Raw genomic sequence first — 14,188 nt, 5'->3', positions numbered from 1 at the left:
CGCATCCCCAGTTTGTCGACAAGATATCATCGCCCTCACCCAACCCAAGGACGTCTCATGACCCAGGTGCAGCTCTCTCCCGACAATCAAATCCTTACGCTCACAACACCGTCCGGCGCCCACCGTTTCCACGGTGTCTGGCTGCGCCACAACGCGCTGGATGCAGATACGCGCGATCCCGGAAATGGACAGCGGCTGATAACCTTGGCGGACCTCCCAGACAACTGCGCACTCGCCACGGCAGAAGCCTCCGAGAGCGCCGTTGATATCTCCTTTGCAGATGACAACAAATCGGTTTCCTTCCCCATCGCGTGGCTGCTCGCAAACGCCTATGACCTCCCACAGGACACCACGCCCGGCCACCTGCCGGAACACGCAGAAACCTGGGGCGAAGCTCTCAATGACACCGTGCCCACCGGCCACTACCCCGACCTCGCCACAAACGCCGAGGCGAAACGCACATGGCTCGCCGCCATCCGCCGTTACGGCTTTGCCAAAGTCTCCGGCCTGCCCACGGAATCCGGCGCGTTGTTCAAGGTTGTCGACCTTTTCGGCTATGTGCGCGAAACCAACTACGGCCGCCATTTTGAGGTTCGCACAGAGGTCAACCCAACCAACCTCGCCTTTACTGGGTTGGGTCTCCAGGCTCACACCGACAATCCCTACCGCGACCCGGTGCCTTCACTGCAAATCTTATCCTGCCTTGAGAACTCTGCTGAGGGTGGCGCGAATATGGTGGTCGATGGCTTTGCAGCTGCACAAAAGCTACGCGAACAAAACCCCGAAGGATTTGCACTTTTGCACAACTACTCGGCTCGTTTTGAATACGCCGGAGAGGCAGGCGTACGCCTTTCCTCCCGTCGTCCGGTGATCGAACTCACGCCGGAAGGCACACTGCAATCGGTGCGTTTCAATGCCCGTTCCTCTGCTGCTCCGGTGGACGTACCATTTGACAAAATGCCCGCGTACTATGCCGCCATGCGTCAGCTTTCAGACATCATCGACGATCCAGCATCCGAAGTTCGCTTCAAGCTGAACCCCGGCGAAGCTTTCATTGTCGACAACACCCGCGTCCTGCACGCCCGCAAAGGCTACTCCGGCGCCGGCAAACGCTGGCTCCAAGGCTGCTACGCAGACAAAGACGGGCTGCTCTCCACCCTCGCGGCGCTGGAGGCAAACGCATGAGCAAGCCAGATTTCTCTACCCTATCGCAGGGCAACATCGTCGCCTTCTTGGGAGACATCTTTGACCGCCGCGGCGGCGAGGAATACCTCGGTGAGCCAGTCACTATGGCGGAACACATGTTACAAGGCGCCACCATTGCCGAGCAAAACGGCATGCCCGAAGACGTCATCGTAAGCGCCCTCCTACATGACATCGGCCATTTCACCTCCGAGTTTGGCACCTACCATCCCAACGACACCGAAGACCGCCACCACGAAGACGCCGGCGCCGAAGTGCTGGCGCCGTTCTTCCCCTCGGTGGTCACCGACTGCGTGCTCTATCACGTCGCCGCCAAACGCTACCTCTGCGCCACCAAACCGGAATACTTCAAACGCCTCTCCGCCGCCTCTGTGCACACATTGGAGTTACAAGGCGGACCAATGTCTGAGGACGAAGTCACCACTTTTGAAGCCAACCCCAACTTGGAGAAGATCATTCAGGTTCGTTACCTCGACGAGGCTGGAAAACGCGCCGACATGGTCACGCCGGATTATTGGCATTTTGCGCCCATGGTACAGCGGGTGGTGGATGCGCACCTTAACACGTCTTCAGATTAACAAACCCACCGCGCAAATACGCACCACCGCGAAACAGTCGCGATACAGACAAAATACCGACGTTGATTTTGACTTCAAAAAGGCCCCTTACTTCATCGAACGCTGTCGTAAGGATTAAGCCGATGAAGCTCACCGATCTGGATATCATCGTCACCGCGCCCCCCGCCCCTGGCTGGGGCGGGCGCTACTGGATTTTGGTGAAACTTCAAACAGATACCAGCATCACCGGCTGGGGCGAATGTTACGCCTCCTCCGTTGGCCCCGACGCCATGCAAGCCGTGATCCGCGATGTTTTTGAAAGGTATTTTGAGGGCGAAAACCCTGAAAACATTGAACGTTTGTTCCGCCGCACCTACTCATCCGGCTTCACGCAACGCTCTGACTTAACGGTTATGGGCGCCTTCTCGGGGCTCGAAATCGCCTGTTGGGACATCTTGGGCAAAGATCGCGACCGCCCGGTCTATGCGCTTTTGGGCGGGTTGATGAACGAACGCCTACGCGCCTACACATACCTCTATCCCCTTGACCACCATAACATTTCCAACTTCTGGACCTCGCCGGAAATGGCCGCAGAAAGCGCGCTGACCATGGTAGAAAAAGGCTACACAGCGGTGAAATTCGACCCCGCTGGCCCCTACACCATGCGCGGCGGCCACATGCCTGCAATGAGCGACATCTCCATGTCCGTCGCCTTCTGCGCTGCCATACGCGAAACCGTTGGAAACAAAGCAGATTTGCTCTTCGGCACCCATGGTCAATTCACCACAGCAGGCGCTATCCGCCTCGGCCAAGCGCTGGAACCTTACAGCCCGCTCTGGTATGAAGAACCCACCCCACCGGACAACATCGAAGACATGGCCCGTGTTGCAAAAAACGTAAGGATTCCAGTGGCTACCGGCGAACGCCTGACCACCAAGTCCGAATTCGCAACAGTCCTGCGCACCGGCGCTGCCGAAATCCTGCAACCCGCTCTTGGCCGCGCGGGCGGCATCTGGGAAATGAAAAAAGTTGCTGCAATGGCAGAGTGTTACAACGCCCAAATCGCCCCGCACCTCTACGCCGGCCCCGTTGAGTGGGCCGCAAACATCCACCTGGCGGCCTCCATCCCCAACCTCTTGATGATCGAAACCATCGAAACCAAGTTCCACGACGCTTTGATCTCTTCTTCGATCAAAGTCGAGAATGGCTTTGTCATACCACCAACAGCTCCAGGGCTCGGCATCGAAGTCAACGAAACCCTTGCCAGAAAACACAAATTTGACGGTGCTGGACTACACTTACAAATGCAGGACGCCCCTTGTGACTATGTCAACGGCAACGCGTTTGCAGGCGGTGCCCCACTAAAATCGTAAGACATCTCGAAAACCGGAGCGGTCGATGCTATATGAGGCACAGTCAGGAGCAATTGGGCCCATTACCGTGAATATCCAAACCCCGCCAGCACCGCCCTCCGAGATGGAGAAAAACGCCGAAGCCGCAGCAGCTTACCTCAAAACGCTGGCGCATTCGGGCCGTTTGATGATCCTGTGCCACTTGGGATCTGGTGAAAAATCGGTGTCCGAATTGGAAGCGCTTTTGGACTTGCGCCAGGCCGCTGTCAGCCAGATGCTGGCGCGTCTTCGAGACGAAGGCCTTGTCTCAACACGCCGCGACGGCAAGACCATCTTCTACAACTTGGCAGACGACAACACCTCCCAGGTTATCTCTTTGTTGTATAACCTTTTCTGCGACCCCAACGCGGCCTGACCCTTTGCCGAACGCAACGGCGATCCCAGACAATATCGAGGCTTGGTTTGCCAACCGAGGTTGGCAACCGCACCCACATCAACGCGACATGCTCGCCCGTGCCGACGATCCCTGCACCCTGCTGATAGCACCCACAGGCGGCGGTAAAACCCTCGCTGGGTTCCTGCCCACTTTGGCCGATGTCGCGACCACCCCACACGAAGGGTTGCATACTCTCTACGTCTCCCCACTCAAGGCGCTGGCCGCTGATATCAAACGCAATCTGCGCGCACCGGTGGAGGAGATTGATCTCGACATCCGCATTGAGGACCGCACCGGTGACACCTCGCAAACCGTGAAAAGGCGCCAACGCGTCGACCCGCCGCACATCCTCCTCACGACCCCGGAAAGTCTCGCGCTTTTAACCTCTTACGAAGATGCACCCCGCATCTTCAAAGGCCTCAAACGCGTGGTTGTTGATGAAATCCACGCCCTGGCCGAAAGCAAACGCGGCGATCAGCTTTTCCTCGCGCTCGCCCGCCTGCAATCCTTCTGCCCAGACCTCAAACGGGTTGGTCTCTCCGCCACGGTGGACCACCCGGAAGACATCGCCAAACTCCTCGCGCGCAATCCGGACCCGTGCAAAATCCTTTACGCGGATCCCGGTCCCGCACCGGACATTGCCATGCTGGAAACCGACGAGGCCCCGCCCTGGCTCGGCGGCGGCGCGGCTTACGCCATCCCGGCTGTGCTGGAGCAGATCAAGGCGCATAGGACCACGCTGATCTTTCACAACACCCGCGCACAAGCGGAAATTTTCTTTCACAATCTGTGGCTTGCCAATGACGAGAGCCTGCCAATCGGCATCCACCACGGCAGCCTTGATCGCCAGCAGCGGGAGAAAGTTGAGGCCGCCATGGTGCGCGGCGACCTGCGTGCCATAGTTTGCACCGGCAGCCTCGATCTTGGCATTGACTGGGGCGATGTCGACCTTGTCATTCAGGTGGGTGCCCCCAAAAACGTCAAACGCCTGGTACAACGCATTGGCCGCGCGAACCACCGCTACAACGCCCCTTCCAAAGCCCTTCTGGTGCCCGCCAACCGCTGGGAAGTTGTTGAATGCGTCAACGCGCTTCAGGCCGTACTGGAGGGTGATCTGGACGGTGATCCCCGCGGTCCCGGTCCGCGTGACGTGCTGTGCCAACACATCCTGTTGCGCGCCGCCTCCGGCCCTTTTGACGCAGACGGCCTTTACACCGAAATGACCACTGCGGGTGCCTATGTTGACCTGACCCGCGACGCTTTTGACACCTGCCTAGAGTTCTGCGCCACTGGCGGCTACGCGCTAAAGACTTATGATCGCTGGCAAAGACTGCAACAACGCCCTGACGGAGAATGGCGACTGCGCGACCCACGTGCCGCCGCCCGCCTGCGGATGAACGCAGGCACCATCCAAGACAGCGACACGCTGAAAGTACAGCTCAAGCGCAACCGCGGTGGCAAACCTCTGGGCGAAGTCGAAGAAGCCTTTGCCGCAACCCTAACTGCGGGTGATACCTTCCTGATTGGCGGCCAAATTGTGCGCTACGAAGGCCTGCGGGACATGACCGTACAGGTCTCCCGCAACGCCAGTCGCAAACCGCGCGTGGCTGTGTTTTCCGGTACAAAGTTCTCCACCTCAACCCAGCTATCGCAACGCACCCTGCGCTACCTGCAGGCGGACAGCTGGCCTGACCTGCCCGCCCACACCGCCGACTGGCTACAGCTACAGCGTTCCATGTCTCGCCTGCCAGAACCAGGCCGCCTTTTGGTGGAAACATTTGAGCGTGATGGCCGCCAAAACATGTGTGTTTATGGGTTTGCCGGGCGCAACGCGCAGCAAACTCTGGGCCTGCTCCTGACCAAGCGCATGGAAGACATGGACCTGGCCCCCATGGGGTTTGTTTCCTCAGACTATGCCACCCTTATTTGGGGCCTGGACAAAGTGGTCGATCCACACCCGTTGTTTGACTTACAAACCCTGAAAAGCGGTCTCGACGGCTGGCTCGCGGGCAACGCGCTGATGAAGAAAACCTTCCGAGGCGCCGCCACCATTGCAGGCCTGATCGAGCGCAACAGCCCAAGTGCGCGTAAGTCGGGACGGCAAGCAACGTTCAGTTCAGACATTCTTTACGATACCTTGCTCAAATACGATCCTGATCACGTCTTGATGCAAATCACTCGCGAAGAGGCGTTGCGCGGTCTGGTGGATTTTTCGCGGATCGAGGTGTTGCTTAATAATGTCGAGGGCCGGATTGACCATGTCGCGGCGCCTCACGTGACACCACTCGCCGCGCCATTGTTATTGGAAGTGGGCAAAGTGCCCGTTCAAAGCGGCAGCGCAGAGGAGCGTTTGCTTGCGGAAGAGACCGCAGCCTTGATGAACGACAGCGGGCTCTCAAAGGTTTAGGTATTGAAGTCTGACGCGCACAAAGCCGCCTAATTGACAGAGAAATGTTCGAATTATGCAACTGGAGTAACTGCCCTCTTGATCCAATTGGGCGGTCAGCGTACGAACATACCATGAACGGCGTTACCTTCTCTCTGGCAGGCATTACCCTCACGGCACTTGGCTCAGGCGCCTTGTGGTGGGAAGATCAGCGCATCTTGATTGTCTCCGACTTGCATCTGGGCAAAACCGAACGTGTTTTGCGCCGTGGCGGGCCCGCAATGCCGCCGTATGAGACCCGTGACACATTGATAAGATTGGAAAATGACCTCCAGTCCAGCAACGCGGCTTCCGTGGTTTGCCTAGGCGACAGCTTTGATGACGTCGAAGCCGCCAAGACCCTGTCAGAAGCGGATCGGCTGTGGATTTCCCGTCTTCAAGCTGGACGTCGCTGGGTCTGGATCGAAGGCAATCATGATCCCGGGCCCGTTGACCTAGGTGGCACGCATTTGGCGGAACTGCCGGTCCCACCGTTGACGTTTCGTCATATCGCACAAAAAGGAAAAAGCGGCGAGGTTTCAGGACATTACCACCCCAAAGTTCGTGTCCAAACTCGCCTACGCAATATCTCGCGGCCCGCCTTCTTGTTTGACAGCGACCGCGTGATCCTTCCGGCTTATGGAACGTACACTGGCGGCCTTCGGTCCGACGATTCTGCTTTGGCCACCCTCATGCGATCCGAAGCCATGGCCATCATGACCGGTCAAACCCCACGCCAACTGCCCATGCCACGTTAACCGGCGCGGCTAATCGTTTACTGCTTCTCAAGAAATACGCCACGTCGCGCGTTGACCTCTTTGGTTTGCGCACTCAAGCTGGCCAGCGATGAGAGGGAGCCCACGGCCATGTCACCAGACATCAACACCAAAATCCACAGTAGCTTTGGCAAGCAATCCATGATGTAAACCATTGGCGCATCCATCACAGAGACATCACACGGCAGTGTAACTCTCAGCGCCCCCATTCTTGAAGAATGCAAACAGCAGCACGGGTTTGGCCATGCGGCCCTCACCTTTGGCATTGGCGACAGCGCTGCGGGCTACTCTGCGTTATCTGTCATGCCTTTAGAGGCCGAAGTTCTCACAAGCGAAATGAAAATCCACCTGCTTGCGCCCGCCAAGGGAGACCGCTTGGAAGCCATTGGTAAGGTGATCAAGCCTGGCAAACGGTTGGTGATTGTACAGGCAGAGGTCTTTGCCATCGACAGCGACGCCCGCACCCAGATCGCGCTGATGACCGGCACTATGGTTCCCATCTGGCCTAAGTAGGCCCGCCACTCAGTTCATGTCGTCCAGCAAGCGCCCATGTTTGCGCGTCTGTTCCAACACATCACCCAGCGTCGTGTGCCCCCGCGCTGCCAGCATTGGCAGCATACGACACAACACCTCCGCCGTGGCCTGCGCATCGCCAAGCCCCGTGTGGCGCAAGTGTTCCGGGATCACCACGTCCAATCGCTCACACAGCGCATCCAGCGTGTGTTTTTCCGTGGTGCCAAACAACACTGCTGACAACAGCACCGTATCCAGTATTGGCTGCGGCCAGTCGATCTCCATCTCATTGCCGTGCCGATGCATAAATGCCATGTCAAACGGTGCGTTGTGGGCCACAATCACCGCGTCTCGCGCAAAGTGATGGAACTCTGCCACAATCGATTTGGGTGGCGGCGCAGAAGCCACCATCGCGTCAGTGATGTGGTGCACCTTAGTGGAGGCTGGCGGAATGGGACGGCCGGGATGGATAAACCGGTCCATCGACTCGCCATGCACAATCTCGCCACGCAGAACGCGCACCGCGCCAAGTTGCACCAGCTCGTCTTTGTGTGGCAGCAATCCCGTGGTTTCACAATCGAACACCACAAACGGGATTTGATCGAGCCGCCGCGCTGCCAGGTCTGAAATTGGTTGATCCCCCAACAGTTCAAAATCAAACGTCAGCGGGCGCTCTGCGTCTGGTGCAATCTCAGCATGGGCATCATCAATCAGGATCATATAACTGTGCGTGCCCCGCAACGGTTTTAAGCGTGCATCAAACGACACCCGCCCATCAGGACACGCGGCCTCAAATGCCACCTCTGCCCCCTCTTGCATCAACCGCTCATGTGCATCCAACACCCGCTCCTTGCACAGGTAATCAAAGATCGACGCATTCAGGCGCGGTGGCGCAATTTGCGCCAAGGTGCCTGCAGCCTGTCCATCATAAAGCACTATCCGGTGGTCTGGCCCGACCAACAAGATCGCCACCGGAATTTCAGTCAACAAGGCGGTCAACTGATCCCGATCCGAACTCAGGGTCTCAGTTTCCTGCGCCACGGTTTGGGCAATATCAATTGTGGCATTGCTCAACCGCGTACTCACGGCCTCAACCGCAGGCGCAAGGTCCCCCAAATATCGGGCCGAATGGGTGTCCACCGTGGCGTTTACACCAGAATGTGCCCGTGCGCGCAAAGTGGTGGACAGTGCTTGGATCGGCTTGGCGACGTTCTCGTCAAACAACAGCCAGATGCCCACAGCGAGCCCCAGAAAGCCAAACCCGCCGATGATCCCAGCCAGTAAAAACCCGTTGGCAATCCCATCACTGAGCGCGCTGCGATAGCCTACCCAAAGCGCGCCCAGCATGACCGCCAGACCGCCAAGCGCCAACAGCACAAAGAACAGCAAGATCCGAAACCGCAGAGACAACCCCGCCAAAATTGCCCCCTTAGCCATCACCGCACCTCACATATCGCATCCAGCAACGGGTCTTGGTCCGGCACGTTTACCCACTTGGCACCTTCGATGGTGCCTCCGTCATTAAAGCTAATCCCGTCGGTCAGTGCCGCGCGTTGGCCTTTGCCACAATCGGCTCCTACGTTCAGACGATTGAGCGGCGACCAACGACCATAAAAATAGACCTGCGCCAACCGCAAATCTGGCTGCGTCGGATTGGTCTGCACAGAAGCTGTGTCCAGCGTCACAAAACGTTCGGTCAAAGGCACCACATAGGTCCAAGGGCGGTAAAACGCCGTTGTTTCCACGGTCTCCACAATCGAAAACCCCTCCGGCAAAGTTTCCGTGGTGCGACTGAACCAGCTGTATTCAGAGCTTATTGTTGCTGCGATCATGGCCCCACCTGCGGCCAATGGTGTCATCCATTTGGGCAAACGTCCGCCGGAAACCTTGCTGATGATTGCCATCAACCCTGCGCCGGCCATGCCTGCAAAAATTACCGCGATCAGTTCCAGAAACATTTCCGGCCCCTTTTTGTTGTTAGTTCAATGCGCCGCGCCCATGGCCAATCGCGGATTGAAGCGATTTGACCACCACAAAGGCGTCGCGCAGATGGCTGCGTTCAAAGTCTGACAAATCCGCCGGAGACAAGTAGTTGTCTGGCGCCTGCCCAGCATGGATTTGCCGCAGCTGATGGTCCAGCCGCATTTCCGCAATCAAGTCATACGCGTTAAGCAGATCCGCTGCGCCAGAGGACGAGATACCCGCCGAACCGTCACTAGCGGCTCGCAATCGCGCGCGTGTGTTCGCAGGCGTCAGCCGACCTTGCAAGGCACACAACCTGCCCAGATCGACCACCGGCACTACCCCGTTGTGCTTCATATCAATCTGGTTTTTGTGCTCGCCAGAGCGAATGGTCGCCAATCCGCGCAACACGCCAAGCGGCGGATGATGCTTGAGCGCATTGGATGCCATATGCGCTACAAAAATGGAGTTATGTGACGCGGCCGCCAATGTTTCGTTTTGCAGCCGCGCAAAACAATTGAGCGCTCCGCCAATTGGGCGCAGATCAAACATCACGCTGGCCAGCATCTGCGCCTCTGGGTCTGGGGTCGTGATCCACCCGGCAAAATACTTACGCCACACCCGCAGCGGCTGCCGCCACCGGTCCGCTGTCGCCATCATGTCTCCGGGACAATACACATAGCCACAAGTATTGAGCCCATCGCAGACAAATCCGGCCAAATCGGCAAAGTAGCCATCGCGCATCTCGTCAGTGGCCGCGTCATTCAGGATCAGGCAATTGTCCTGATCACTGACACCTGTCTGCTCCTGTCGTCCTTGAGAACCACAGGCCAGCCAGACATAGGGCACCGGTGGTGCTCCAAATTTGGCCTCAGCCAGCGCAAGCAACCGCCGCGTGGCGGTATCGGCCACATCGGTGATCAAGCGCGTGACAATGTCATGCCGATGCCCGGTTCCCACCAATTGCGCCAAAAGCTGCGGAATACGCGCGGTGACTTTGGCCATCTCCTCCGCCGTCTCGGCTTGCGCAATCTCACGCACCATCTCCGCGCTGGTGACTGCCTGAAACCGAGTCAAATCGGTCTGGGTAACAATGCCCACCAGCTTGTCATTATCGACAATCGGAATATGGCCAATGCCATGTTCCATCATCATATGAAGCACATCGCTGCCAATTGCAGAGGACGGCAACGTGCGCGGCGATCGTGTCATGATCTCTGCCACGGCTGTGTCAGGCGGTTGGTTTCCAGCCAGTACCTTGCCCACCAAATCACCCGTGGTGACAATGCCAACAAGCACCTTTCCGTCCGCAATACAAAGCGACGAAATACCGGAGTCACGCATTTTTTGTGCCGCCGTTCGCACCGTGTCATTTTGCGTGAGCGTGATCGGCTTGCGTGCCATCATGGTGGCCACTTCTGTCGTCGCCAGATCGTTGGTTGGTGCCTTGCGACCCACGGGCCCTGCCCGGTCAAAGAAACGCTGCACGGCACCTTCGGTGCTGCGCACGTCCTGAAACGCCGCAACGGGCAACATCAATAAAGTGGTCTCACTCTCACAACGGGCGCTGGTCACAGCCACACCATCGCGCAGCAGCCCACGCTCGCCGAAAGAATTGCGCAACCCCAAATGGGACACCACGACACCATTCTCGTCGGTCACCTCAACGGTGCCACTGTAAATTAGGTACAAGCCCTTGAGTGTCTCCCCAAGGCGATAGATCTGCGCATCTCTGGGCAGAACTTGAATTTCAAATGCCGCGCCCAATCCCTGCAACGCCTCATCAGGCAGGCTGTCGTAAGGATGCACAGAACGCAAAAAACGGGTGATTTGATCATGAGTTAACGACATGGGCTCACCTTGTCACGCAGGGGTATCGGGCGGCAATCGGGCGCGCTGCCGCAGCAGTGCTTTCGACATCAAGATACTATCATCGAAGAGAAAAGTTGCCCCCGACGTGATCGGAGGCAACCAAATTAAAATGACGGCGGATTGGGGGACAACCCGCCGTCAGGGGGGCGCAAGGGCTCAGTGGTCCTGAGCCGTACCTGCGCCACGGGGGACTCGCACGCTTTCCACAAGATCTTTGATCTCTTGGGGAATTGGCTTGGTCATGCCCGATACAGTGTAAGCCACTGCAAAGTTCACGGCTGCACCAATGGCACCAAAGCTGGTCGACTTAATCGTACCCAAAAGTGGGTCAGCATCGGTGAAGGAGTTGGTGCCCGGAATGAACAGCCAGCCTTTGTGCAGGAAGATGTAGACCAAGGTCACGGTCAAACCTGCCAGCATGCCAGACACGGCGCCCACGTTGTTCACTTTGGTGGAGAAAATCCCCATCATCAGTGCTGGGAAGATCGATGCAGCTGCCAGACCAAAGGCCAAGGCCACGGTTTGCGCCGCAAATCCAGGAGGGTTGAGACCCAGCCACGTTGCCACTGCAATCGCCACACCCATCGCAATACGCGCGGACAGGAGCTCGTTCTTTTCCGAAATGTTCGGGTTGAGCGCCCCTTTGATCAAGTCGTGAGACACGGCTGAAGAGATCGCCAACAGCAGACCCGCAGCAGTCGACAGCGCCGCCGCCAGACCACCCGCGGCCACAAGACCAATCACCCAAGACGGCAGGTTTGCGATTTCCGGGTTCGCAAGCACAAGGATGTCACGGTTAAACTTGGTCAGCTCATTGCCTTCCCAGCCTTTTTCCGCGGCCATCGCCTGAAGATCTTCGTTCTTGTCATTGTAGAACTGGATCTTGCCGTCGCCATTTTTGTCTTCCCAATTCAGAAGACCGGTTTTCTGCCATGTGGCCATCCAGTCATACTCTGGCTCGTTCTCGATCTGCTGTGTTGTCACAGCATCACCAGAGATGCCGCCGTTTGGCCACATCAGCTCAGAGATGTTCAAACGCGCCATCGCACCAACAGCCGGGGCTGTCAGATAGAGCAGAGCAATAAACACCAGCGCCCAGCCAGCGGACCAACGAGCGTCAGACACTTTAGGCACTGTGAAGAAACGCATGATGACATGTGGCAGACCCGCAGTACCGATCATCAGAGACAGGGTGAAGAGCACCATGTTCAGCGTGTCGGCGTGGTGGGCTGTGTATTCCTTAAACCCAAGCTCAGTCACAACTGCATCCAATTTGGCCAGCAGCGGCTCACCAGAGGCAACGTGATCGCCAAACAGGCCCAGAGCTGGGATCGGATTTCCGGTCAGCTGCAGCGAGATGAAGATCGCTGGAATGGTATAGGCGGTGATCAGTACGCAATACTGGGCCACTTGGGTGTAAGTCACACCTTTCATGCCGCCAAGAACAGCATAGGCGAAAACCACACAAGCACCGATCAGCAAACCAGCGGTGTTGGAAATCTCCAGGAAGCGGCCAAAGGCCACGCCCACACCGGTCATCTGACCAATCACGTAGGTGGTGGAGGCCACGATCAAACAGACCACAGCCACAATACGGGCGGTTGGACTATAGAAACGATCGCCGATGAATTCCGACACTGTGAACTTGCCAAACTTACGCAGGTACGGCGCAAGCAGCAACGCCAGTAGCACGTAGCCACCGGTCCAGCCCATCAGGAAGGAAGAGTTGTCATAGCCGGTAAAGGCGATGAGGCCAGCCATGGAGATAAACGAGGCTGCGGACATCCAGTCCGCCGCTGTCGCCATACCATTGGTGACCGGGTGAACGCCGCGACCTGCGGCGTAAAATTCAGATGTGGACCCAGCGCGGGCCCAAATCGCGATGCCGATGTAAAGCGCGAATGACGCGCCCACAAACAGCAGGTTGATTGCGAATTGGCTCATTGTCCCTCAGATCCTTATTATTCTTCGTCAACGCCGTGGGCGATGTCGAGTTTGTTCATCTGCCAGGCGTAGTTGAAGATCAGCGCCAGGAAGACCAGGATCGATCCTTGCTGGGCAAACCAGAAGCCCAGATCAGACCCGCCCACGGAGATCCCCGCAAGCATTGGGCGCAGCAGAATGCCAAACCCAAAAGAGACCAGCGCCCAAATCACGAGGCTGATCAAAATGATGCGCACATTGGCTTTCCAATATGCGTCGTTGGATGAGTTGTCAGACATTAATGTCTCCTCCCTCTCGGTTCCGTTCCTCCACACCGACGCGCCCAGCTAGGGACGCGCAGTGCTTTCCCTCATGCGGTCGTTTCAGAAACGATCGCGCTCAGTTCTTTGGCAATGGCGTCAATCGCGCCCATCGCATCCACTTTCTTCAGCGCGTCTTTGCCGTCGTAGTAAGCAATCAAAGGCGCGGTCTGCGCGTGGTACGCCTCCAGTCGGCTGGCAACGGTTTCCGCGTTGTCATCCGCACGGCGCTTGAAGTCAGCGCTTCCACACTGATCACACACGCCGTCTTTGGCCGGTTGTTTAAAGCTGTCGTGGTAGCCTTCGCCGCAATCACCACAGGTAAAGCGGCCAGAAATCCGGCTCACCATGGCGTTGTCTTCCACCTCTAGGCTGATGGCGGCATTGATGCGCTGACCACTGTCAGCCAGCAATGCGTCCAAGGCTTCAGCTTGCGCACCGGTGCGTGGGAACCCGTCAAGGATCACACCTTTGGCGCAATCTGCGTCTTTCAGGCGGTCGCGCAGGATGGCAATCACAATCTCATCAGAGACCAGATCGCCTGCATCCATCACCGCCCGCGCGGCCCTACCGGCTTCGGTACCCGCCGCCACAGCCGCACGCAACAGATCGCCAGTAGACAGCTGTACCAAACCAAATTGGTTCTCCAGCATCCGCGCCTGAGTGCCTTTCCCGGCCCCAGGGGGCCCGAGCAAGATCAGGACAGGGGCGCTTGTTTTGACTGTATCCAACATGCGCTTACCCTTTGTTCATGCGATTTTCGATGAGATCATCGACCACGCCGGGATCGGCCAGTGTGCTGGTATCACCCAGGGCGCCATAGTCGTTCTCAGCAATCTTGCGCAGGAT

Annotated in this window: 14 protein-coding genes; 7 read left to right on the top strand and 7 right to left on the bottom strand. The window is 57.5% G+C overall.

The annotated features are described in order from the left end of the window. Positions 1-57: 57 nt before the first annotated feature. The 6 genes from tmpA (at position 58) to pdeM (ending at position 6,731) form a co-directional block, all read left to right on the top strand. A complete protein-coding gene (gene tmpA / locus QOL67_RS18775) occupies positions 58-1,185 on the top strand; it encodes a 2-trimethylaminoethylphosphonate dioxygenase (protein ID WP_283427524.1) in 1,128 nt (375 codons plus the stop codon). Beyond that, the gene (gene tmpB, locus QOL67_RS18770; protein ID WP_283427523.1) at positions 1,182-1,781 is read left to right on the top strand and encodes a (R)-1-hydroxy-2-trimethylaminoethylphosphonate oxygenase; all 600 of its coding nucleotides are present in this window, start codon (positions 1,182-1,184) and stop codon (positions 1,779-1,781) included. The genes tmpA and tmpB overlap by 4 nt, the downstream gene beginning before the upstream one ends. Positions 1,782-1,903: 122 nt before the next feature. Beyond that, entirely contained in the window at positions 1,904-3,133 is a 1,230-nt protein-coding gene (locus QOL67_RS18765; RefSeq protein WP_283427522.1) for a mandelate racemase/muconate lactonizing enzyme family protein, read from the top strand. 103 nt (positions 3,134-3,236) lie between these two features. Beyond that, the gene (locus QOL67_RS18760) at positions 3,237-3,527 is read left to right on the top strand and encodes an ArsR/SmtB family transcription factor (RefSeq protein WP_283427679.1); all 291 of its coding nucleotides are present in this window, start codon (positions 3,237-3,239) and stop codon (positions 3,525-3,527) included. Positions 3,528-3,531: 4 nt separating this feature from the next. After that, a complete protein-coding gene (locus tag QOL67_RS18755; protein ID WP_283427521.1) occupies positions 3,532-5,955 on the top strand; it encodes a ligase-associated DNA damage response DEXH box helicase in 2,424 nt (807 codons plus the stop codon). 113 nt (positions 5,956-6,068) lie between these two features. After that, the gene (pdeM, locus tag QOL67_RS18750; protein ID WP_283427520.1) at positions 6,069-6,731 is read left to right on the top strand and encodes a ligase-associated DNA damage response endonuclease PdeM; all 663 of its coding nucleotides are present in this window, start codon (positions 6,069-6,071) and stop codon (positions 6,729-6,731) included. 17 nt (positions 6,732-6,748) lie between these two features. Here pdeM and QOL67_RS18745 read toward each other — a convergent pair whose 3' ends face one another. Further along, entirely contained in the window at positions 6,749-6,904 is a 156-nt protein-coding gene (locus tag QOL67_RS18745) for a hypothetical protein (RefSeq protein ID WP_283427519.1), read from the bottom strand. Here QOL67_RS18745 and QOL67_RS18740 point away from each other — a divergent pair. Continuing rightward, positions 6,903-7,262, top strand: coding sequence for a PaaI family thioesterase (locus QOL67_RS18740; RefSeq protein ID WP_283427678.1), 360 nt, complete (start codon positions 6,903-6,905; stop codon positions 7,260-7,262). The genes QOL67_RS18745 and QOL67_RS18740 overlap by 2 nt on opposite strands. A gap of 9 nt (positions 7,263-7,271) precedes the next feature. Here QOL67_RS18740 and QOL67_RS18735 read toward each other — a convergent pair whose 3' ends face one another. The 6 genes from QOL67_RS18735 to QOL67_RS18710 all read right to left on the bottom strand — a co-directional run bounded on the left by QOL67_RS18735 (position 7,272) and on the right by QOL67_RS18710 (position 14,073). Then, complete coding sequence (locus QOL67_RS18735; RefSeq protein WP_283427518.1) at positions 7,272-8,699, bottom strand: 3'-5' exonuclease; 1,428 nt, start codon at positions 8,697-8,699, stop codon at positions 7,272-7,274. Then, positions 8,699-9,220, bottom strand: coding sequence for a hypothetical protein (locus QOL67_RS18730; protein ID WP_283427517.1), 522 nt, complete (start codon positions 9,218-9,220; stop codon positions 8,699-8,701). The genes QOL67_RS18735 and QOL67_RS18730 overlap by 1 nt, the downstream gene beginning before the upstream one ends. Positions 9,221-9,239: 19 nt before the next feature. Next, complete coding sequence (locus QOL67_RS18725) at positions 9,240-11,075, bottom strand: DUF294 nucleotidyltransferase-like domain-containing protein (protein WP_283427516.1); 1,836 nt, start codon at positions 11,073-11,075, stop codon at positions 9,240-9,242. A 177-nt stretch (positions 11,076-11,252) separates the two neighbouring features. Beyond that, positions 11,253-13,040: a sodium:solute symporter family protein gene (locus QOL67_RS18720; protein WP_283427515.1), complete on the bottom strand. Its 1,788-nt coding sequence runs from the start codon at positions 13,038-13,040 to the stop codon at positions 11,253-11,255. A 17-nt stretch (positions 13,041-13,057) separates the two neighbouring features. After that, on the bottom strand, positions 13,058-13,318 hold the full coding sequence (locus QOL67_RS18715) for a DUF4212 domain-containing protein (protein WP_168591549.1): 261 nt from the start codon (positions 13,316-13,318) through the stop codon (positions 13,058-13,060). A gap of 71 nt (positions 13,319-13,389) precedes the next feature. Beyond that, positions 13,390-14,073: an adenylate kinase gene (locus QOL67_RS18710; protein WP_283427514.1), complete on the bottom strand. Its 684-nt coding sequence runs from the start codon at positions 14,071-14,073 to the stop codon at positions 13,390-13,392. Positions 14,074-14,188 lie beyond the last annotated feature (115 nt).

Origin of the sequence: Shimia sagamensis (assembly GCF_900182745.1) — a bacterium.
Classification (GTDB): Bacteria; Pseudomonadota; Alphaproteobacteria; order Rhodobacterales; family Rhodobacteraceae; genus Shimia; species Shimia sagamensis.
This window is presented reverse-complemented; position numbering and strand designations above follow the sequence as displayed.